We start from the raw sequence: 20,749 nt of genomic DNA, 5'->3' as shown, positions 1-20,749 counted from the left end.
GGTTATCCATTATCAAATGATAATACCACTAACACCGCGGATACTAGGTTACCTCATCGAAAAAGGATACACATATGTTTTGGCTGCCAGTACTGAGCATCCTGATGAGGGAACAGTTACTATTACCTTATTTCCTGTAAAAGATAGGCCCGAATCCGGAAATCTGCCCCGGGGGTATGAGGTTTATTATCAAATCACCCAGGAACCCATGCAAATGTCTTGCGGCATCGATAATACTACTACCGTGGTCATCGACCTGCCGGAGAATGAATCAATGCCCGATTTGGAATCTGACGAGGTTTTGGACGACAATTACTTCAGGATGAGCGAAGACTTTTACAGGCAGGTGCTGGAGAGCCTCGAAGACTACGCAGTGTTTACCACCGATCAAATGGGCGATGTAAACAGCTGGAACAAGGGTGCGGAAAGGGTGCTGGGATATTCGGAGAGAGAAGTTATCGGTCAAAACGCCAGGATATTTTTTACGGAAAAAGATCAGGAAGCAAAAGAACCAGAAAAAGAATTACAAAATGCGTTGAAGCATGGAAAAGGGATTGATGAACGTTTTCACGTACGCAAGGATGGATCGGTGTTTTGGGGCAGCGGCCTGGTGTTTCCCTTGTATGATACAAAAAAGTCGCATCGGGGATTCACCAAAATTATGAGAAATCTGGAAGAGCAAAGAGAATCCAAAGGTCATGCGCCCAAGACCCGTATTTAGTTATTAAAGTGGTGTTTCCAGCGTTTATGAGACCAGATCCAGTATTCAGGCTGCTCGTAAATTTTCTTTTCGAGATGTCTGACATGAGCTTCTGTGATCTCCAAATCTGAAGCAAGTTTGGGTTCGTCAACCAGAGGGACAAACTCGCAGGTATAATATCCTCTTTTTACCACCTTCACATCACAAAACAGCACCGGATAATCATAGGCTTTTGCAAGTTTTTCTATTCCTAAAAAGACAGCGGTTTTCTGATTTAAAAAGGTAGTGAAACATACGGAGTCGCCGGGAACTGGTGTTTGATCGCTTACGATAATGGATACAGTACATTCTTTACGGTGAGATAGGATATCTCTGAATGAGGTTTTCATCCGAATCAACTTAGCGTTAAACCGTGAGCGGACTTTTTTCAAAAAGTGTTCAAACTGAGGGTCGCTAAGAGGTTTATATACCACCAGGATCTTTTTATCGGTCACCAGCCCGATATTACTTGCCATTTCCCAATTTCCATAATGCCCGGCAGCAGCAATAACGCTCTTATTTTTGCTGAAGTATTCTTCGAGAAGTTCAGGGTTTACAAACTTAAAACGCTCCATCGCTTCAGCTTTAGAAATGCTGATCATTTTTACGGATTCTAAAATGAGGTCGCACAGATAGCGATAGTATTTCCGGGCTATTATTTTCCGTTCGGTCTCACTTTTGTTTGGGAAAGCTTTTGCAAGATTCTCATCCACTACCGCTCTTCTGTATTTTACGCCGTGGTAAAGTACTACATACAGAAAGTCCGACAGGAGGTAAAGTATTCTGAGAGGTAAAAGAGAGAAAAGTTGTAATACAAGTATTCCCAGTCGGGTTAGCATGTTGCAAAGCTAAGCATAATGGCATTGTATTTCAATGGATATGTATCATACTTCGAGCAAAAAATAGGGTATGGTATAGCCTTCGCGCAGTAAAATAGGTTTGGCCACATTATATACTTTAACACCCCCGGGTGTTTCGCCTTCGAGTGTGCCGATATGGGCATGGCCATGAAATGCGGCTGCTACACCGCGCCGGCTCAACGGTTCGGCAAGCCGGGATGATCCCAGGAATGGAAAGATCTGTTCTGATTCGCCGATTACGGTTCCTTTTATAGGTGAGTAATGTAGAACCGCAATCTTTTTTATATCGGCGGTTTCGTCTAAACGTGCAAGGGCCCGATCGAGATGTAAGGCTTCGTCAACAGCTTCCTGTACATAAGCTTTCATCGCACCTTCTCCAAACATTGACAGCATGTGGTTGTCGAAACCTCCGCCGAAGCCTTTTACTCCGGCAAAACCTACGTTTCCAATCACAATTGCTTCACCATCTAAGATATGCACCATTTCGTTTTGGAGTATGTGCCTGATCAGTTTATGCCTGCCTTTCTCAAAATCATGATTTCCTAAAACTGCAACAACCGGAATACTGCATGACTTTAGTTCGTCGGCAAGTACCTGAGCCTCCTGTTCATCGCCGGTATCCGTCAAATCGCCGGCAATCACCAATACATCCGCATTTTTTGATACTTCTTTAAAGTACTCTGACCATTTGCCTTTGTCGGTTTCCTTAACGTGTATATCTCCAACTGCGGCCACTTTGGTTAATCTGTTTTGCTCCTCCATCGCTAGGTTGTCTTAATGGTTGAAACTTTATAATCCCATTCTTTAATATCCACCATGTATTGGGTCTGGTCTATTACCGGTCCACGGCATACTCTTTCTATTGCAGGAGGCAGATCATATTGTTCGTTGGCGCGACTCATCAACTCGTCAAACAGCCACTTCGGGATGATGTCATGATAATCAGCCGGATACACAAACTGAAAGGTAATAATCTGTGATAAAAGTAAATGCCAATGGGCGTCAAACCGAAATAAGATTCGTTTCCAATCCAGGTGTTTTCCATGTTTTAGCATGATGTGATTTACATCAGCGCCGTCGTATCGTTCCCGGTTTTGAACATATATTTTGCACCAGATTAATTCCTCAGCAGGAATGAATTTAACTGGCATCCCCGCAAATTCTCCATGCGATGCATGTTCGTACCAGGTATCATCCACCGTGCAGATATTATTTACCGTATCAAATATCAGATCAATAAAATACTCGCCTTTGAAAATTTTGGCCAGCCACCTTACATCTGTAAGCTCTGTGCGATAGCCCTTTTCGGCAAAGAATTTCATGATTTTGGTGTATTCGCTTGGTTTGCAAAAAACGTCCAGGTCTTTAGTATCACGATAAATGCCCGTATAATTGAAAAAGGCAAAAGCGCCTCCCAACATAAAATTCGTTCCGCATTCTTCCAGTAATCCAAGTGCTTCTTTATAAAAGGCATGTGCCTCTCTTTTTTGTTCTTCTGTTACGATCATATTTTAGTCCCGTAAAACGGGATAAATAATAAACTACAAATTAAAGGTTCTGTTTTAAATGATAAGGTTCGCCATATCAATGAATACGGTTTCTTATTACCTTTGGTGAATAGCTAAAAATTATGGATTTTGGAAAAATACCTGACAATCAGCTTCCTCAAGTAAACTTCACCTTACCAGCGGATCCAGAACTTACAATAAAGGTTTTGAATGAATCTCCGAAATTGGATATTCCGGATCTTTACGTAGGTTGTGCTAAATGGGGGAGAAAAGAGTGGGTGGGGCTCATTTATCCTCCCAAAACTAAAGAAGCGAAGTTTCTGGACGAATACGTAAAGCACTTCAACAGCATCGAGTTAAACGCCGTTTTTTATCAGATGCCAAAGGCCGAGCAAATCAAAACCTGGAAAGAAAAGGCGGCAGTTGAGGGAAAAGATTTCAAGTTCTTCCCTAAAATAACCCGCAGCATAAGTCATATTCGGCGTCTTAAGAACGCAGAAGAAGATACTACTCAATACCTCCAGAGTATTTCGGAGTTTGGTGAGTATTTAGGGCCATGCTTTCTGCAGCTTAGCGATAATTTCGGCCCGAAGAGTTTCGATATACTGAGGGACTACCTTGAGCATTTGCCAAAAGATTTCAACCTGTTTGTGGAAGTTCGTCATCCTGAATGGTATAGTGATGCCGGCGCCCGTAAGGATTTTTTCGACTTGTTGTACAAGGTTAAAAAAGGGAGTATCATTACCGATGCTTCGGGAAGGCGTGATTGTGTACATATGGAATTGCCCACGCCGCATGCCTTTATCCGCTTCGTTGGGAATGGTTTGCACCCCACAGATTATTCAAGGATTGATGAATGGGTAGAACGTTTGGCCGACTGGACCAGCAAAGGCTTACAATCGATTTACTTCTTTTTGCATCAGCACGATGAAAAAGACACCCCCATCCTGGCAGATTATACCATCAGAAAATTGAATGAACGTCTGGGCTCTGATTTATCCTTGCCGAAATTCATCCCTAAGTCAGATTAATATTTTTACAGAAACAATATTTTTCTTTAGTGTTTAAATCTACTAGTTTAGTAGATTATTAATGCTTACCTAAATATTAAAACTATGAGCTTAAGATTAGGCGATATCGCACCAGACTTCACCGCACAGACATCCAAGGGAGAAATTAATTTTTACGAATATCTTGGAGATAGCTGGGCTGTTTTGTTTTCACACCCCGCAGATTATACCCCGGTTTGCACTACTGAACTAGGGAAAACAGCTTCATTAAATGCAGAATTTGAGAAGCGAAATGTAAAAGTTCTCGCACTTAGCGTTGATCCATTGGATAAGCACCACGGATGGATTCAGGATATCAACGAAACCCAGGGCGTAGAAGTTAATTTTCCGATCATTGCCGACGAAGACAAAAAAGTCTCTGAGCTTTACGGTATGATTCACCCAAACGCTTCTGAAACCCATACAGTTCGTTCGCTGTTCGTTATCGGTCCCGACAAGAAAATTAAACTTATCATTTCTTATCCGGCTTCAACCGGAAGAAATTTTGTAGAGATATTGAGGGTTATAGATTCTTTGCAGTTAACCGCGAATTACAGCGTAGCCACTCCTGCAGATTGGAAAGAAGGTGAGGATGTAGTGGTAACTCCGGCGATAAAGACGGAAGATATCCCCGCAAGATTTCCAAAAGGCCACAGGATAGTAAAGCCGTATCTACGCTTTACGCCGCAGCCGAATAAATAGGTTAAGGATTCCAGGTGTCCTGATAGTTAATCAGATCTAATCGAGTGAATTAACATAAGATTAGCGGTTTGTTAACTGTCAGGACACTTCTTTTTTACTGATCATAAAACATAAACCGAAGCACGGCGTTATTCACTTACCTGTAAATAACATGCCATGTCTGAAAAAGTGAATATCACAACTGTTTTACTGCATATTTACGCCATCACTTACCTGATTATTACCATAGCAAATGCCCCGGATACAGTAATGCAAATCATGCATATCATCTGCCCTTTTGTTGTTTTGCCCTTTTTGTACCATTCTGTCAAATCGGCCAGGCCAGTAAATGACCCAGTAATTTCGGAAGAAAAAGAAGAGAGTTATAAGACTTTTTGACTAACTTCTTGGATGGAACTGGATAATGGTGTCTTTTAGATAATCCCGGTCTAAGTGGGTATAAATCTCTGTTGTAGTGATACTTTCGTGGCCAAGCATTTCCTGCACTGCGCGTAGATCTGCGCCGCCTTCAATTAAGTGAGTTGCAAAAGAATGACGGAATGTATGCGGACTGATGGTTTTCTTTAAACCGATCTTTTCTGCCAGCGCTTTAATAATTATAAAGACCATCACCCTGCTCATAGGCATTCCCCTGCGATTTAAAAATACGTAATCTTCTTTTCCGGGCTTGATTATAGAGTGAACGCGTATCTCGTTGAGGTAGATTAGCAAAAATTTTACCGCTTCCGATCCGATAGGAACCAATCGCTCTTTGTCGCCTTTGCCGGTGACTTTAATAAATTCGACATCAAGATAGAGATTTGATATTTTAAGATTTATGAGCTCGGATACACGCAGTCCGCAACCATATAATACCTCCAGCATAGCTTTATTTCGCATTCCTTCGGGTTTCGAGTGGTCAATGGCGGCAATTAGCTCATTAATTTCCGGGATGCTTAGGGTGTCTGGCAATTTTCTGGTGAGTCTGGGGCTTTCAAGTAAGGATGCAGGATCTTTCTGTATCAGATTTTCTAAAACGAGGTATTTATAAAATGCCTTTATACCAGACAGAACCCTTGCCTGCGTAGTAGCCAGCATACCCAATTCGTTAACCCAAACAATAAAGTTCTTTAGATCGGCGATGTCTACCGCCACCGGATTTTTTCCCCCTATGGTTTCGGTGTATTCGAAAAGGCGGTTTACGTCGCGCAGATAAGCTTCTACCGTATTTTCAGATACAGACCGCTCCAACCTTAAATACGCTTTAAATCCTTTTAGAGAAGAATTCCAGTCGGCCATTTAAATTTTCAGTATTAAAATTAAAACTGTTATTTTGAAGCGATGAAGATACAAATCATTAACGGTCCAAATTTAAATCTACTTGGTACAAGAGAGAAATCTATTTATGGAGAGAGCGGTTTCGAACCGTTTTTGAAAGAGTTGAGTTCAAAATACAATTCTGTTGAATTTTCGTATTATCAAAGTAACGTAGAGGGCGAACTTATTAATAAACTTCACGAAGTTGGCTTTAGTTATGATGGAATCATCATGAACGCGGGCGCTTACACCCATACCTCTGTTGGAATTTCGGATGCAATTGCCGGCATTAATACGCCTGTTGTGGAAGTTCATATCTCGAACGTGTATGCACGCGAAGAATATCGCCACGTGTCGCTGATGGCAAAAAACTGCAAGGGGATAATTACCGGTTTCGGACTTAAAAGCTACGAACTGGCATTGCAAAGCTTCTTATAGCTCAAATTAAACCTGGCGAGTTATTTTCGATCGCTTTTCCAAGTTCCTGCAAATCTTCCTGCGAAAGATTAAATGAGCCTGTTTCCAGAATTACCCAATCCTGTGATTTTGTTTTCTGAACAATCATATGAGGCTCCTTCATGCTGGCTACAGTTTCATGCTTCGGATCTTTATCCTCTTCAAAAGCATCGGCACTTTCAAGCTCTATAGCAAACATATTGTCTTCAACCGGAGTAACCGTAACATCCGTTCGTACGCCTTTGATTGGGAAGTGTGTTTTAAAAGCATGCATATACTGAATTTTATCAATAGACAAAAAACAGGGGAGATGGTTTTGCTCTTAAATCAATAACCTATAAAATCCTCTCTTACCGGTGAAAAACTATCTACCAATCTCGCTCTTTCAGTAAGGAGTTGGATGCAGTGCATTTTGTTTGATGGTACATAGAACATGTCGCCGGCTTTTAAGTGTTGAGGCTCTTCATCTTCCATAAAAAACAGAACTTCGCCTTCTGCAATGTAGCAGGTTTGTTCGTGCGGATGAGAATGCATTGGATCGGGTTCTGACTGAGGTCCGTTACTGAAATCCAGTACTGCGGTGAGCAATTTTTCGAGGTGTACAAGCCTTCTTTCTAAGCCTTTGGCAGGGGTCTGTACTTTTGCGTTGTTATAATGTAAAACTGGCATGTCTTCTATTTTTTATTATTTAACAATATTTTCAAGAGGTCTGTCCCGATTTTTTTTTCAGATATCAATTGTCCCGACAGAATGGGCGATTTGATACCATTGCCCCAGTTTTCGGCAGAGCTAAAGATTCGTGCTTCATCCCATAAACCGGCAGTGATAAATAATTCTAAGGTCTTAGCACCTCCTTCAATAATTATCGATTGAACATCCATAAGATATAACTGATAACAAATAAGCTGAGGAAGCAGGTTGTCAAAATCTTCGAGTTCGAGGTATTTGATGTTTCCAACCAAGTCGGTTTTCGTTGCGTTAAAAACGATAGTTTCCTGACTTTGATCGAATAGATGCAGATTTAAGGGAAGATTTAAATGACGATCAACAACGATTCTCTTGGGGTTTCTGCCTTTTACTTCCCTCACGTTTAGCCGTGGATTATCAATCAAAGCAGTGTTTTTTCCCACCAAAACGGCATCTTCTTCAGATCGCCATTTATGCGTCAGGATTTTTGAAGCGGGCGAACTTATCCATTTTTGAGTTCCATCATCCGGTGCAAAAAAGCCGTCTGCCGTTTGTGCCCATTTTAAAATGATATACGGCCGCTGACGTTGAACCCTGGTAAAAAACCTGCGATTTAAAAACCGGCATTCTGCTTCTAGCACGCCCTGTATCACCTCCACTCCGACATCCTTAAGCTTATAAAAACCCTTTCCGTTCACCTGATCAAATGGATCGGCGCTGCCAATCACTACTTTTGGAATACGGTATTTGATGATGAGGTCGGCGCATGGCGGGGTTTTTCCAAAATGAGCACATGGCTCCAGGCTAACATACATTACCGATTCGCTAAGCATTTTTTCGGCGTCGGTAAATCGCGAAAGCACTTCATTAATTGCATTCACTTCCGCATGATGGCTACCGAACTGTTGGTGGTATCCTTCGCCAATTATTTTGTCCTGATAAACGATCACTGCACCGACCACTGGGTTAGGACTGACATTTCCAGCCGCGAGTTGTGCCAGTTCAATGCATCGGCGCATGTATGTTTGGTGTTCTAACAAATTGAAAGATTTATGTGTTATGCAATTAAGGGCTAAATTAGCAAAGTAATTTTTTCTGGCCGCTTAATTGAAGATAATAAACATGACCATAGGAGATATAGAAGAGATTTTTTTGGACCAGATGCCTGGATTTTACGAGAAGGATGAAATTAAGGCTATTGCATCCCTTGCTGTTCAGCATGTGTGCGGCATCAGTAAAAGCTACTATTTACTTCATAAGAATAACGATTTAAAGCTGATACAGGAAACCGAATTGATCCGGATCTTAGATGAACTTAGATTTGGCAAGCCGCTGCAGCATGTGCTGGGTGAGGTGGATTTTTATGGCTTACGTTTTAAGGTTAATAGCTCGGTATTGATACCACGACCAGAAACAGAGGAATTGGTGGACTGGATAATAAACAGCGTTAAATCAGAAAACATTGCCTGCAAAAACATTCTGGACATTGGTACAGGCAGCGGCTGTATACCTATAGCTTTGAAAAAGAATATTGCCGATTTGGAGGTTTTCGGTGTTGATATATCAGGTGATGCACTCGAAGTTGCGCGGAAAAATTGCGAATTTAACAAGGTAGATGTCAGTCTTATATCAGGTGATATCCTGGATCCTGATTTTAAAGTCACACCTCAGGGGCGCGATGATTTGCTTTTCAATATCATTGTAAGTAATCCGCCATACATCACGTACGCAGAGAAGGAGGGAATGCAGGCCAATGTTTTGGAGCACGAGCCCTATGAGGCACTTTTTGTTCCTGATGAAAATCCATTGCTCTTTTATGCCTCGATCGTTAACTTTTCGCAAACTTATTTAACACCGGGAGGATACTTGTTCCTGGAAATAAATGAAAGCTTTGGCGGAGAGACGGTGGCATTATTACAGCAAAATGGTTTCATTGCCGAGTTGCGAAAAGATCTGCAGGGAAAAGACAGAATGATCAGGGCTCGTAAAGATCAGACAGGTTAAAAAAGTTTCAATTGCCCTTCTTTAGGAGGTTGAGCTTTTCCAAATACTGTTTGTCCCCCGTATTTCCATGATTCATTGCGTTCCTTTTCTATCAATTGTTCAAAATTGGCGTTGGGAATAAAGTCCTTTTCTGCCTGAATTGCAATTTCTGAAAGTTTCCTGATAGCTTGTTGTTTGTCTGAATTTCCAATTTTGGCTTTCTGGACAGCATTTTGTAAGGTCGCGATTGTTTCGTCATACACCTTTACAGGAACCGGGAAAGGGTGGCCGTCTTTTCCACCATGGGCGAAGGAAAAGCGTGCCGGATCTTTAAAGCGAGATGGCGTACCATGTATCACTTCGCTAACAAGTGCAAGAGATTGTAATGTTCGTGGACCTAAACCCTTGAGCAGTAACAACTCTTCAAAATCTGCCGGTTGTTTCTCGTGTGCTAGCCATAAAATGCTCCCAAGCCGTTTAATGTCCACGTCTTTTGCCCGAACATCATGATGCGATGGCATAATCAGTCGCTGCGCCTCTGCAATCATTTTAGCAGGAGAATCGGAAGTTATCTCCATGATACCGGCCCTTGAAGAGCCTGCTTCTTTGGAAACTAAATTCAAAATTTCACCCTGATTACGACCAAAAATAGCAGTATGTGGCTCTTCAACAAAGGATGTGAAATCTGCAGAGTGCCAATGATAACGCCGGGCTGTTGAATTGCCAGGGCTCATGCCTTGCTGTACAACCGTCCAAAGGCCTTCATCACTCAGAATAAAACTATGCATGTAAAGTTGAAAGCCGTCTTGAATGGCGGTGTTATCAATCTTCGCGCTAAGCTTGCTGCATTTCACCAGGTAATCGCCGTTTACTCCTGTTCGTTCCGATATGGCAAGCAACTCTGCAGGAGTTGCCCTGGACGATTTTCCCTTTCCACCGCAAATGTAGATGCCCAGTTCTTTAGAATGTGGGTTAACGGCACGTTTTAGCGCCCCCATAACCGAGGTTGTAATCCCCGACGAATGCCAGTCCATGCCCATAACCGCCCCGAGACTTTGAAACCAGAAAGGGTCGCTCAGTCTTCGCAAAAGTTCAGTTTTTCCATATTCGGCAATTATCGCCTCTGTAACCGCAAGGCCAAGCTTTGCCATGCGCTCTGCCAGCCACGCCGGAACATAGCCATAATGAAGGGGTAAATCTGCACTTCCCGAGCGTTTCAATGTATCGTTTTTCTTTAATGAGCGGCCCTGTCAAGTCTGTAACTTATTTGCTGAGACTTAGGTATAAGCATATCAAAATGCCGTTATGAACCTTCTTTTTTGTAAAGATATAAACCGGATTCTGTTTAGTTTATTATTCCTGGCTCTCAGTCTTACCGCATATACTCAGGATTTAAAGTTCAGAAGAATAAATACCGAAAATGGTCTCTCTCAAAGTAATGTAACCAGCATAATAAAAGATTCTAAAGGGTTTTTGTGGTTTGCTACCCGCGATGGTCTGAACAGATACGACGGATATACCATGACCGTATACAGAAACGATGTTGAGAAAAAATCCAGTATAAGGAACAACTACATCAGTAAGATTTACGAAGACAGGTTGGGCAGGTTATGGGTGGGAGGGATCGACGGTCTTGACCGATACGACAGAGCCAGCGATAGTTTTATTCATTATGAGCTGGGGGCCAATGTTTTTGTAAAGACTCTTCTGTACGATTCCAGGGGAGTGCTATGGATCGGAGCGAAGAAGGGCTTATATGTTTTAGATCCCAAAACAGATCGTGTGAAATCTTTTTTTGCAAACGGAACGGATGCCAGTATAGCAGACAATGATATCAACAAGATAAAGGAACTTGAACCAGGGAAAATATGGATAGGAACTGCGTCGGGCTTAAATATTTACCATGTGAAAACCGGAAAGTTCTTGCATTACAAGCACCACGATTCTGACCCTGCTTCGCTTGCGGGCGACAATGTAAAAGGAATTGTAAAAGATCGATATGGAAAGATCTGGCTTGGCACCGATCAGGGATTGTCTTTATTTGACAGAAGAAGCAATACTTTCAAAAACTTTAAACATGATCCGGCTAATCCGAACTCTTTGTCGGGAGATGAAATAATAGCTTTAGGTGAAGGGCCTGCCGGCAGATTATGGATAGGTACGGAGGGTGCTGGTTTGACGATATTTAACTACGCTACCAATACATTTAAGCGTTACAAGAGCGATTTCTTTGACGGCAAAAGTTTAAGCCACAACATTGTAAGATCTATTTACCGCGATCAACAAGGAGGAATGTGGCTTGGTACCAATAGTGGAGGTGTAAGTTACATTCCACCGATAAGGGAAAAGTTTAATCATTATTTCCCGGTTCCAAATGAACGGAATTCTTTGAATAATGCGGTAGTAAAGGCTATTTCAGGATCGGGTGATAATATCTGGCTGGGTACGGATGATGGCGTTGACGTTTTTAACCCAACGGATAAATCATTTAACCACTATAAAGGCATCAGTAGCGAAAATATATATACTGTTGCTAAAATATCCGAAGATATTATGGCCTTTGGAACCCATAACACAGGACTTGATATTTTAAATACGAAAACCGGCGAAATTATAAACTTCCGAAAGAATGAAAGAAATCCTCGAGCTATTTCAAGCAATAGAATTAACAAGATTTTTGTCGACAGTCGCCAAACTATTTGGCTCGGTACGTGGACAGGTGGATTAAATCAGTTTGATTTAAAAACAAAAACCTTTAAACAGATTGCTTACAATCCCTCTGACGATAAAAAGTCGCCCACTACTATCTTAACATTGGCCGAGGATAGGGATAATAACCTTTGGATCGGTACAGATAAGGGTATTGGAATATACAATGCGGGTAATAAAACCTATATAAGCCACAAACACAGTGGCAGCAAATATGGGATCAGTAATGATATGATCAACTGTTTTTTTCTAGACAGTAAGGGAAGAATGTGGATTGGAACCGGTGGTGGAGGATTGAATTTATTTAATAAGGCTAAGAAAAGATTTGTTTCTTTCAGAGAGAAGGACGGCCTTCCGAGTGACAATATAGCTGGTATTTTGGAAGATGGTCATGGAAACTTATGGATTAGTACGGCCAACGGACTCTCCAAATTTGATCCGGGTAAACGTATATTCCAAAACTTCAGTTCTGCCGATGGTTTGCAGAACGGCGAATTTAAACGCGAGTCTTGTTTCAAGGCCGAAGATGGCACCATGTTCTTCGGGGGGATCAGCGGTTTTAACATGTTCCATCCAGACAGCATTCCTTACAATAAACATATTCCGGAGATTGCATTTACCAGGTTTTTCTTATCTGGAAAAGAAGTTAATGCAGGCGGGAAAGGTTCATTGCTCGAAAAAAATATCACTGAAACAGAAGAAATAACGCTGAACTATAGCCAAAGCGCTTTCACTTTTGAGTTTGCCGCTTTAAATTACATTGTTCCTGAAAAAAATCAATATGCCTACATGCTCGTTGGCTTTGATAAGCAGTGGAACTACAGCGGCTCCGAACATAAAGTCACCTATACGAATCTAAATCCCGGCGAGTACGTGTTTAAAGTAAAGGCAGCCAACAACGACGGGGTTTGGAATGAAAAGGGAATATCAATGAAGGTGCGCATTTTGCCTCCATATTACCGAACATGGTGGTTCATCTCTCTGGCAATAATTTTCATTGTGCTGCTGACATATTCAGTTTATAAAACCAGGATGAATCGCATTGAGCGACAGAAGCGGCTGCTTGAGGAGGAGGTCGAAGCACGTACTGCCCAGGTAAGAAAGCAGACCGAAAGCTTACAGGAATTAAACGAGGAATTACAAGCGCAATCCGAAGAAATGCAGACGCAATCTGAAGATTTGCAAGAGCTCAACCAGGAGCTTCTTTCCAATTCTGAAAACTTACACGCGTTAAACTCGCAGTTGGTTGAGCAGAAAAAGCAAGAACGGCTGGCACGAAATGAAGCCGAACTTGCCAGAAGAGAAGCCGAGAAAGCCAACCAGGCAAAAAGCACGTTTCTGGCTACAATGAGTCATGAAATTCGCACGCCAATGAACGGTGTACTCGGAATGTCTGCCCTGCTGTGTGAAACCAAGCTCGACAAAGAGCAAAGGGAATATGCCGAAACCATTCATACTAGCGGTGAAGCGCTCTTAAATGTTATAAATGGTATTCTTGATTTTTCGAAAATTGAATCGGGGATGATGGAACTTGATATCCATAATTTCGATTTAAGACAGTGTGTAGAAGAAGTTCTCGATCTGTTTTCGGCTAATGCAGCACAAATTGGGATCGATCTGATTTACCAAGTAGATCATAACATCCCGGCTAATTTGCTGGGTGATGGAATGCGGTTAAGACAGGTGTTGATTAACCTGGTGGGCAATGCCTTAAAGTTTACCAATGCAGGTGAGGTTTTTATTGGAGTGAATCTGATAAAAGCGCCGGAAAATAAGAAACTTGAGATTGGCTTTGAGGTTCGCGACTCTGGAATAGGGATACCGGAAAATAAATTGTCTACCTTATTTTCGCCCTTTACTCAGGTCGACTCGTCGGTAACACGGAAATATGGCGGCACAGGTTTAGGCCTGGCGATTTCGCAACGGTTAATTAACCTGATGGGCGGAGAGATTAAGGTAGAGAGCAAAATTGGTGAAGGCACAGCTTTTACCTTCTCTGTGCAAACCGAAATCAGTTCCGATTCGGTGGTACAATACGTTAACCTGGGGCTGGTTGGCTGCGATGGCAAAAGGGTTTTGGTTGTTGATGATAATAATACAAACCGAAAAATATTGAAAATTCAGCTGGAGCAATGGAATCTTGTTCCGGTAATGGCCGAGTCTGCTATAAAAGCTTTGTCGATTTTGAGTAAAGACTCTGATTTCGATCTGGTAATTACCGATATGCAAATGCCCGATATGGATGGCGTAGGGCTCAGCACTGCGATTAAAGAGCGGTATAGCCAGTTGCCTGTTATTTTACTTAGTTCAATCGGCGACGAAAGCAAAAAGAAATACCCCCAGTTGTTTACAGCAATTTTAACAAAGCCGGTAAAGCAACAGCATTTATGTAAGGTGATTCAAATGGCGCTTAAAAATCAGGCGCAGACTAACGTGCCTGACCAGAAGCCGGCTAATCTGCTATCTGTTGATTTCGCTGAACACTATCCTCTGGATATCCTTATAGCCGAAGATAACCCGATTAACCAGCGACTGATAATAAGGGTGCTAAATAAGCTTGGCTACGAACCCGATCTCGCTAACAACGGCAAGGAAGTGATTGAAATGTTATCGAAGCATGTATATGAGCTCATATTTATGGATATCCAAATGCCCGAAATGGATGGACTTGAGGCCACACGGTGTATCAGAACTGATTTTGAGAAGCAGCCTGTAATTGTTGCCATGACCGCGAATGCCATGGCCGAAGACCGGGAAGCATGTAGGGAGGCTGGTATGGATAATTATCTTTCAAAACCGATAAATCTGGAGGAATTAATGGTTATGTTGCAGAAAGTTTTCAAAGATTCTGCAGTGACGACCAAGTTCGATAAATTGGCAGAATAATTGATTGCATATATTAACACAGGTTTTATGACCTGACTTAGATAATCAAATATTCCATGAAACGTGTCCTAGTATGTGATGATGATGTCAGTATATCAGAAATAGTAGCTTTAGTACTGACTGATGCTGATTGGGAAGTGTATACTATTCCCGACTGTAACAACATGATCGAGAAAATAGAATCAATAAACCCTTCCGTAATTTTCATGGATCATAAAATTCCTGACGAAGGAGGAATTGTTGCCACACAGATCATCAAGAACGATCCAGAATATCGCGATATTCCCGTAATTTATTTTACCGCCAACGACGATATTAATGCCCTGGCCGAAAAAGCAGGTGCCGACTACATCCTTCAAAAGCCTTTCAATATAAAACAGCTCGAAGATACTGTAAGCAAGGCTTTTAAATCTTACCAGGCAAATTTTGCCGAAGAGGAGTAGGGCTCGTTTTTAGAAGCTGGGGTGTTTTCCGGCATCTTAATTGTTTGATTTCATTACCGGCAAACAATGTCCTTCTCCATGGTCCTGTGTTCTTCCTCCTCCGTGGATTTCTATGATAAATACAAGGGTTTAGGCTGCTTTTTCACGTAACTCTTGATAAAGCTTGAATCTAACCGCAATAATTACCCCCATTTTCGGTTTTCCTTCACCCACATAAATCGCGGATGCTTGTGTACAAGCTGCGGGTGCTTGTGAACAGATTGCAGGTGCTTGTGAACAGATTGCAGGTGCTTGTGAACATATTGCGGGTGCTTGTGAACAGATTGCGGGTGCTTGTGAACAGATTGCGGATGCTTGTGAAGAGATTGCAGGTGCTTGTGAACAGATTGCAGGTGCTTCTGAAAGAATTGCGGGTGCTTGTGAACAAACTGCGGATGCTTGTGAAGAGATTGCGGGTGCTTCTGAAAGAATTGCGGGTGCTTGTGAACAAACTGCGGATGCTTGTGAAAAGATTGCAGGTGGTTCTGAACGAATCCCGGTATAACTATTTCCCTGGATACTTTTCAGTAGCCTGTGAGACATAGCCCACGGCAGGCGACGTGGCAATGCTTCATGCGACGAAGAATTGATTTTGGATCTTTCGATCTAGACGTTACCCCCTCATAAACTTTTCCTATTTCAAAATCACCTCAGTAGCCCCGTAGCCATAGCGTTCTTTACGCGCATCCATAAACGTTTTAACCTGTTGATGTTTACTTACCACTTTCTGGATCTCGTAACGCAAACTTCCGTTACCTACGCCATGGATAAACACAATGGAAGAAAGTTTGTGCACGATTGCGGCATCCAAAGCTTTTTGAAAATGTTGCACCTGTATTTGCAACATTTCGTCCTTATTCAGAAACTGATAATCATCACGGAGTTTTTCAATATGTAAATCAATCTCCTTGGCGGGCTTTTCAATCTCTTTCTTTTCTTCTGCTGGTTTAAAGAAACTCTCTTTAAGTTTTTCCGCATCGATAACTAATTCTTCTTTATCCAGTTGCACTGTCCATGCCTGTGTTTTTAAAAGAGAAACGTTCTTTTTGGCGCCCGAGAAACTTTTTGCTGTAAACCTCAGATCGTAGATAACAGGCTCTTTCGGTTTCGTTTCCAGGCCACTGTAATAAATGGCTTCGATATGAAAGTTGGGCCAGTTGTTCAACTCTGTAAGCGAAGCCGAATAGATCTTTGCTGTAGTGCCAGGTGCAATAATTCCGGCGAAAGTTCCCTTTACAAGGCCGGCCTTTCCAGTATTCAGAGTTGCCAGAAGTTGATAGGAGGTCTCATTTACAAAATAAAAGTAAACAACAGAGCCTTTTGCCGCGTCGGGTGCAATCGCCAGTGAAAAACCACTGCTTTTGAACTCTGCCAGGGTTATCATCGGTTCTTGGTGGGCCTGATTTTCAATTCCTTTATATGTATGACCATGCACCCGGGTAACTTTATTAGCCGGAACCGGGATCTCAAAGTCATCATCTCCGGTAACGCCAATCATTTGGTCGTCAAATATTTTTGTGATATATCCTTCACGTCTTTCGTCTACAAAACGAACAAACTCTCCTAATTTAAAATCCATAGCTTCTATTAACGTCAAAGTTAAACATTGCCCAATCAAACTCTCTTTCTGTGATAGATAAAACTTTTTATTTCAGAATTCATTATTTAACTAGTAATACTATTTATGATCGTTCAGGAGGAAGTTAACTCGGTTGAAGAATATTTAAATACCATCAAGCAGTATAAAGAAGATAAAAAGAGCGATGATTTTCTTTTTCGCGGGCAGTCTGATGACCATCCGCTTATCCCGAAAATTAGCCGCTTGCATCCCCGGGGCGATCTATTGTCAACTGAAAGACTTCTTTTGCAGGAATTTAAACGGACCAACCCCTTGCTTATCGAAGGCCATCAATCGTATGACGACTGGGATTACCTGACGCTTGGTCAGCATTACGGACTTCCAACCCGCTTGCTCGACTGGTCCAACAATGCGCTCACTGCTTTATGGTTTGCAACAAATAAAGTGACGGGCGACTCGAATTCTATCAATAATGCTGTTGTTTGGGTATTGATCACCGGGCCCGAGGATTATGATTTAAATATTGAAACTGTACATCCGTTTGAGATTACAGAGACAAAGGTCTTTAGACCCCGAATTATAAAACAGCGTATAAACAACCAGTCCGGAGTGTTTTCCATCCAAACGTCGGGTGAAATTGAACATAAACTTGCCTTAGATAAAATACCTCCTTTCTCTGACAAACTGTTAAAGATCAAAGTGCCTCTGGAAAGTTTGCAGGATATCCGTACAGATTTAAATGTGTTGGGGGTGAACGCTTTCTCTATCTTCCCGGAATTAGAAGGGTTATGTGCTTATCTTCAGTGGCGATATTTTGAATGATATGTTTAGAGGAATAAAAAAGATTTACAGGCGTACCATTGCAGGCGTAATGTTGTTCACCGCAGAAACGTTGTTAACAGTTCTGCTTTTTCTGTCTTCGTGGATCGCTTTTTTAGCGATAGCTAAATATATTTTCCTGGATAAGAAAGAAGACTTCGATCAGGCAGCTTTTACTTTTCTTGAATCGTTTATACATGATAACGTAACCAATATTATGCTTTTTCTAAGTGTGATCGGAAATTATCAGGTAATGATCGCTGCTAACCTGCTGTTGATCTGCTACTTTCTTTTCATACGAAAGCATCGTTGGTATTCCATCAAGATTCCGGCCATTTCCCTGAGCAGTTTATTGTTAATGTCGATATTGAAAATGTTGTTTAATCGGCCCCGGCCTTTAATTCCTCTTATGGAGCCGGCCAGAGGATTAAGTTTCCCGAGCGGACACGCCATGATGAGTGCAACTTTCTTTGGGCTGATTATTTACTTCATCTTCAGGAAAGAAATCAATTCCCGGCTTAAGATATTGATTATCTCCTTCCTGGTGATTTTTATCCTTTCCATAGGTATCAGCCGTATTTATCTGCGCGTACATTATGCCAGTGATGTTATCGCCGGCTTATGTATGGGAGTGATCTGGCTCACCATCGCAATAAAGGTGCTTAACAAGATAGAGTTATACAGTAAAAGAGAAATACAACCGGCTATAGAACAAGCTCCGGAAACAGTAGCCTGACCTAAATAATAATTATAAGATTTCCTTAAACTTTTCTTTGGCCTCTAAGTTTACATAGAACATCTATCTATTTTTCATGTATACTTTAGGCATTAACGCTGCATTTCACGGTTCTGCAGCATGTATCATTAAAGACGGCATACTTTTGGCCACGTGAAAATTCTCGGTCGGCCTGTCAGTTTCATTAGATAGATGTAAGTCACATTAATTTTTTAAACTAATGGAACGCTCGTTTCATAGATATTCAAAATTTAACAGCGAATTAAGGGCACGGTTTTGGGAAAATAAATGTCGGTCCTTTTAAGGCTTTGAGTGTTGATGCTTGCAGTTGACGGCAAAAAGCCCGGCTTCATCCCCCAAAAAGAACTATTTAGTACCTTTGAAATAATGGGATACAAAAGTTTATCAGCCTGTGTTTCCGATCTCGAAAAACACGGTCACCTTATACGTATAAAAGAAGAAGTAGATCCTAACCTTGAAATGGCTGCAATCCATTTAAGAGTCTATGAAAACCAGGGCCCGGCTCTGCTTTTCGAAAATATTAAAGGAAGCAAGTTTCCGGCTGTTTCGAATTTGTTTGGTACCCTTGATCGCTCACGCTTCCTTTTTAGGGATACGCTGGATAAGATCAAGGTGCTTGTTGATTTGAAGTCAGATCCCATAAAAGCCGCTAAAAATCCTTTGAAATATTTAAATGTTGGGTTAACGGCTTTCTCGGCTTTGCCCATGAAAAGCGGCTGGAATGCACCAATACGTTTCGGTAGAACCCAAATTTCGGAACTTCCGCAAATTGTGAACTGGCCTATGGACGGTGGCGCTTTCGTTACCATGCCTCAGGTATATACAGAACACATTGACAAGCCTGGGGTGATGAATGCGAACTTAGGTATGTACCGCATCCAGCTAAACGGAAATGATTACTTGCAGGATCAGGAAATCGGACTGCACTACCAGCTTCACAGGGGAATTGGCGTCCACCAGTCGGCAGCGAACGCCAAAGGGCAGCCGCTTAAAGTCAGTATCTTTGTTGGCGGACCGCCATCGCATCCTTTAGCAGCAGTAATGCCACTTCCAGAAGGTTTATCTGAGATGACTTTTGCCGGGGCACTCGGAAATCGCCGCTTTAGATATTTTTACGATAGAGAGGGCTTTTGCATTTCGGCCGATGCTGATTTTGTGATAACCGGAACTGTTTATCCCAACGAAAATAAGCCTGAAGGTCCTTTTGGTGATCATTTAGGGTATTATAGTCTTACACATCCATTTCCATTGATGAGGGTACATAATGTGTATCATCGCAAAAATCCAATCTGGTCTTTTACTGTGGTGGGTCGTCCTCCGCAAGAAGATACCAGTTTCGGCGCATTGATCCACGAGATTACAGGCTCTGCAATCCCAAAAGAAATAAATGGTTTACACGAAGTGAATGCTGTGGATGCGGCCGGAGTGCACCCACTTCTGTTCGCTATTGGAAGCGAGCGCTATACGCCATACTTATCCGGCAGAAAGCCGCAGGAAATTTTAACCATTGCTAATCATATATTGGGTAAGAATCAGTTAAGCCTGGCCAAATATCTGTTCATCACTGCAAAAGATGACAATCCAGAGTTGCATACGCATAACATCGAGGAGTTTTTGATACATATATTGGAGCGTATCGACTTTACCCGCGACCTGCATTTCTATACTAAAACAACCATAGATACACTTGATTATACGGGCGGCGATTTGAATACGGGCTCCAAAGTAGTGTTTGCAGCGGCCGGCGATGTGAAAAGAGAGCTTTTAAAAGAAATACCGGCTGTGTTTGGCTTACCCCGTCCGTTTGAAAACTGCAAACTAGCAATTCCCGGTGTTCTGGCTGTTGAATCTCCAGCGTATGTTTCGCGGGAGGAAACCGAAAATCAGGTTGAACTCTTAAATAAGCATCTTAAATCGCACGAGCACAACAATATTGCTTTGCTCATACTTTGCGACGATGCTGGTTTCACTGCGGCAAATATTAATAACCTGGTTTGGGTTACGTTTACGAGAAGCAATCCTTCTCATGATATTCACGGCATCAATAGCTTTGTCGAAAACAAACATTGGGGATGCAAAGGTCCATTAATAATTGATGCCCGCAAAAAGCCTCACCATGCGCCAGAATTAATTAAGGATCCCGAGGTTGAGAAAAAAATTGAGCGATTTGCTCTAAAAGGGGCATCGCTCGCCGGACTGTTCTAAATAACAGTTAAACCATAGAGCATTGTTGCTGT

The 20,749-nt window shown here is 42.0% G+C and carries 21 protein-coding genes; 12 read left to right on the top strand and 9 right to left on the bottom strand.

Translation table 11 applies throughout. The features are described 5' to 3' along the window. Positions 1-16 precede the first annotated feature (16 nt). Positions 17-721, top strand: coding sequence for a PAS domain-containing protein (locus J3P43_RS06785; RefSeq protein WP_255900622.1), 705 nt, complete (start codon positions 17-19; stop codon positions 719-721). On the opposite strand, the gene J3P43_RS06780 is transcribed toward J3P43_RS06785, so the two are convergent. The 3 genes from J3P43_RS06780 to J3P43_RS06770 are packed head-to-tail and all read right to left on the bottom strand — an operon-like array spanning position 718 to position 3,107. Beyond that, positions 718-1,578, bottom strand: coding sequence for a lysophospholipid acyltransferase family protein (locus J3P43_RS06780; RefSeq protein ID WP_255900620.1), 861 nt, complete (start codon positions 1,576-1,578; stop codon positions 718-720). The two genes, J3P43_RS06785 and J3P43_RS06780, sit on opposite strands and share 4 nt — an antisense overlap. Before the next feature lie 45 nt (positions 1,579-1,623). Beyond that, positions 1,624-2,361: a metallophosphoesterase family protein gene (locus J3P43_RS06775; RefSeq protein ID WP_255900619.1), complete on the bottom strand. Its 738-nt coding sequence runs from the start codon at positions 2,359-2,361 to the stop codon at positions 1,624-1,626. Positions 2,362-2,363: 2 nt separating this feature from the next. After that, positions 2,364-3,107 carry a nucleotidyltransferase gene (locus J3P43_RS06770; RefSeq protein WP_255900618.1) on the bottom strand — a complete coding sequence of 248 codons (744 nt, stop codon included), beginning with the start codon at positions 3,105-3,107 and terminating at the stop codon, positions 2,364-2,366. 122 nt (positions 3,108-3,229) lie between these two features. Between J3P43_RS06770 and J3P43_RS06765 the strand changes: the two genes are divergently transcribed. The 3 genes from J3P43_RS06765 (at position 3,230) to J3P43_RS06755 (ending at position 5,236) form a co-directional block, all read left to right on the top strand. Continuing rightward, positions 3,230-4,138, top strand: a complete 909-nt coding sequence (locus J3P43_RS06765) for a DUF72 domain-containing protein (RefSeq protein ID WP_255900617.1) — start codon at positions 3,230-3,232, stop codon at positions 4,136-4,138. Between the two features lie 84 nt (positions 4,139-4,222). Further along, positions 4,223-4,858: a peroxiredoxin gene (locus J3P43_RS06760; protein ID WP_255900614.1), complete on the top strand. Its 636-nt coding sequence runs from the start codon at positions 4,223-4,225 to the stop codon at positions 4,856-4,858. Positions 4,859-5,014: 156 nt separating this feature from the next. Further along, positions 5,015-5,236, top strand: a complete 222-nt coding sequence (locus J3P43_RS06755; protein WP_255900612.1) for a hypothetical protein — start codon at positions 5,015-5,017, stop codon at positions 5,234-5,236. On the opposite strand, the gene xerD is transcribed toward J3P43_RS06755, so the two are convergent. Continuing rightward, on the bottom strand, positions 5,237-6,136 hold the full coding sequence (gene xerD / locus J3P43_RS06750; RefSeq protein WP_255900610.1) for a site-specific tyrosine recombinase XerD: 900 nt from the start codon (positions 6,134-6,136) through the stop codon (positions 5,237-5,239). It lies immediately after the preceding gene. A gap of 42 nt (positions 6,137-6,178) precedes the next feature. Between xerD and aroQ the strand changes: the two genes are divergently transcribed. Further along, positions 6,179-6,592: a type II 3-dehydroquinate dehydratase gene (gene aroQ / locus J3P43_RS06745; protein WP_255900608.1), complete on the top strand. Its 414-nt coding sequence runs from the start codon at positions 6,179-6,181 to the stop codon at positions 6,590-6,592. A gap of 1 nt (position 6,593) precedes the next feature. Here aroQ and J3P43_RS06740 read toward each other — a convergent pair whose 3' ends face one another. From J3P43_RS06740 to ribD, 3 genes are read right to left on the bottom strand one after another with little or no spacing between them, the layout of a single operon-like run. Then, positions 6,594-6,884 carry a hypothetical protein gene (locus J3P43_RS06740; protein ID WP_255900606.1) on the bottom strand — a complete coding sequence of 97 codons (291 nt, stop codon included), beginning with the start codon at positions 6,882-6,884 and terminating at the stop codon, positions 6,594-6,596. A 53-nt stretch (positions 6,885-6,937) separates the two neighbouring features. Next, positions 6,938-7,279, bottom strand: a complete 342-nt coding sequence (locus J3P43_RS06735; RefSeq protein ID WP_255900605.1) for a cupin domain-containing protein — start codon at positions 7,277-7,279, stop codon at positions 6,938-6,940. A gap of 5 nt (positions 7,280-7,284) precedes the next feature. After that, positions 7,285-8,337 carry a bifunctional diaminohydroxyphosphoribosylaminopyrimidine deaminase/5-amino-6-(5-phosphoribosylamino)uracil reductase RibD gene (gene ribD, locus J3P43_RS06730; protein WP_255900604.1) on the bottom strand — a complete coding sequence of 351 codons (1,053 nt, stop codon included), beginning with the start codon at positions 8,335-8,337 and terminating at the stop codon, positions 7,285-7,287. 82 nt (positions 8,338-8,419) lie between these two features. Between ribD and prmC the strand changes: the two genes are divergently transcribed. Beyond that, a complete protein-coding gene (prmC, locus tag J3P43_RS06725; protein ID WP_255900602.1) occupies positions 8,420-9,301 on the top strand; it encodes a peptide chain release factor N(5)-glutamine methyltransferase in 882 nt (293 codons plus the stop codon). Here prmC and J3P43_RS06720 read toward each other — a convergent pair. Continuing rightward, positions 9,298-10,500 (bottom strand): DUF763 domain-containing protein, encoded by a 1,203-nt coding sequence (locus J3P43_RS06720; protein WP_255900601.1) that lies wholly within the window; start codon positions 10,498-10,500, stop codon positions 9,298-9,300. The two genes, prmC and J3P43_RS06720, sit on opposite strands and share 4 nt — an antisense overlap. 85 nt (positions 10,501-10,585) lie before the next feature. Here J3P43_RS06720 and J3P43_RS06715 point away from each other — a divergent pair, with 85 nt between their 5' ends. The 3 genes from J3P43_RS06715 to J3P43_RS19560 all read left to right on the top strand — a co-directional run bounded on the left by J3P43_RS06715 (position 10,586) and on the right by J3P43_RS19560 (position 15,902). Then, a complete protein-coding gene (locus J3P43_RS06715; RefSeq protein ID WP_255900600.1) occupies positions 10,586-14,875 on the top strand; it encodes a hybrid sensor histidine kinase/response regulator in 4,290 nt (1,429 codons plus the stop codon). A gap of 56 nt (positions 14,876-14,931) precedes the next feature. Continuing rightward, positions 14,932-15,318 carry a response regulator gene (locus J3P43_RS06710; RefSeq protein WP_255900597.1) on the top strand — a complete coding sequence of 129 codons (387 nt, stop codon included), beginning with the start codon at positions 14,932-14,934 and terminating at the stop codon, positions 15,316-15,318. Between the two features lie 224 nt (positions 15,319-15,542). Continuing rightward, a complete protein-coding gene (locus tag J3P43_RS19560) occupies positions 15,543-15,902 on the top strand; it encodes a hypothetical protein (protein WP_305121742.1) in 360 nt (119 codons plus the stop codon). Positions 15,903-15,991: 89 nt separating this feature from the next. Here J3P43_RS19560 and J3P43_RS06700 read toward each other — a convergent pair whose 3' ends face one another. Continuing rightward, positions 15,992-16,936, bottom strand: coding sequence for a DUF2027 domain-containing protein (locus J3P43_RS06700; RefSeq protein ID WP_255900595.1), 945 nt, complete (start codon positions 16,934-16,936; stop codon positions 15,992-15,994). 105 nt (positions 16,937-17,041) lie between these two features. On the opposite strand from J3P43_RS06700, the gene J3P43_RS06695 reads away from it, so the two are divergent. From J3P43_RS06695 to J3P43_RS06685, 3 genes are all read left to right on the top strand, one after another. After that, on the top strand, positions 17,042-17,758 hold the full coding sequence (locus tag J3P43_RS06695) for an FRG domain-containing protein (RefSeq protein WP_255900594.1): 717 nt from the start codon (positions 17,042-17,044) through the stop codon (positions 17,756-17,758). Position 17,759: 1 nt separating this feature from the next. Continuing rightward, complete coding sequence (locus tag J3P43_RS06690) at positions 17,760-18,491, top strand: phosphatase PAP2 family protein (RefSeq protein ID WP_255900593.1); 732 nt, start codon at positions 17,760-17,762, stop codon at positions 18,489-18,491. 387 nt (positions 18,492-18,878) lie between these two features. Beyond that, the gene (locus J3P43_RS06685) at positions 18,879-20,717 is read left to right on the top strand and encodes a UbiD family decarboxylase (protein ID WP_255902305.1); all 1,839 of its coding nucleotides are present in this window, start codon (positions 18,879-18,881) and stop codon (positions 20,715-20,717) included. The last annotated feature ends 32 nt before the right edge of the window (positions 20,718-20,749 follow it).

The sequence above is a fragment of the Paradesertivirga mongoliensis genome (genome assembly GCF_024436395.1).
Classification (GTDB): domain Bacteria; phylum Bacteroidota; class Bacteroidia; order Sphingobacteriales; family Sphingobacteriaceae; genus Paradesertivirga; species Paradesertivirga mongoliensis.
Note: the sequence above shows the minus strand (reverse complement) of the source record. Positions and strands in the feature narration are given on the sequence as shown.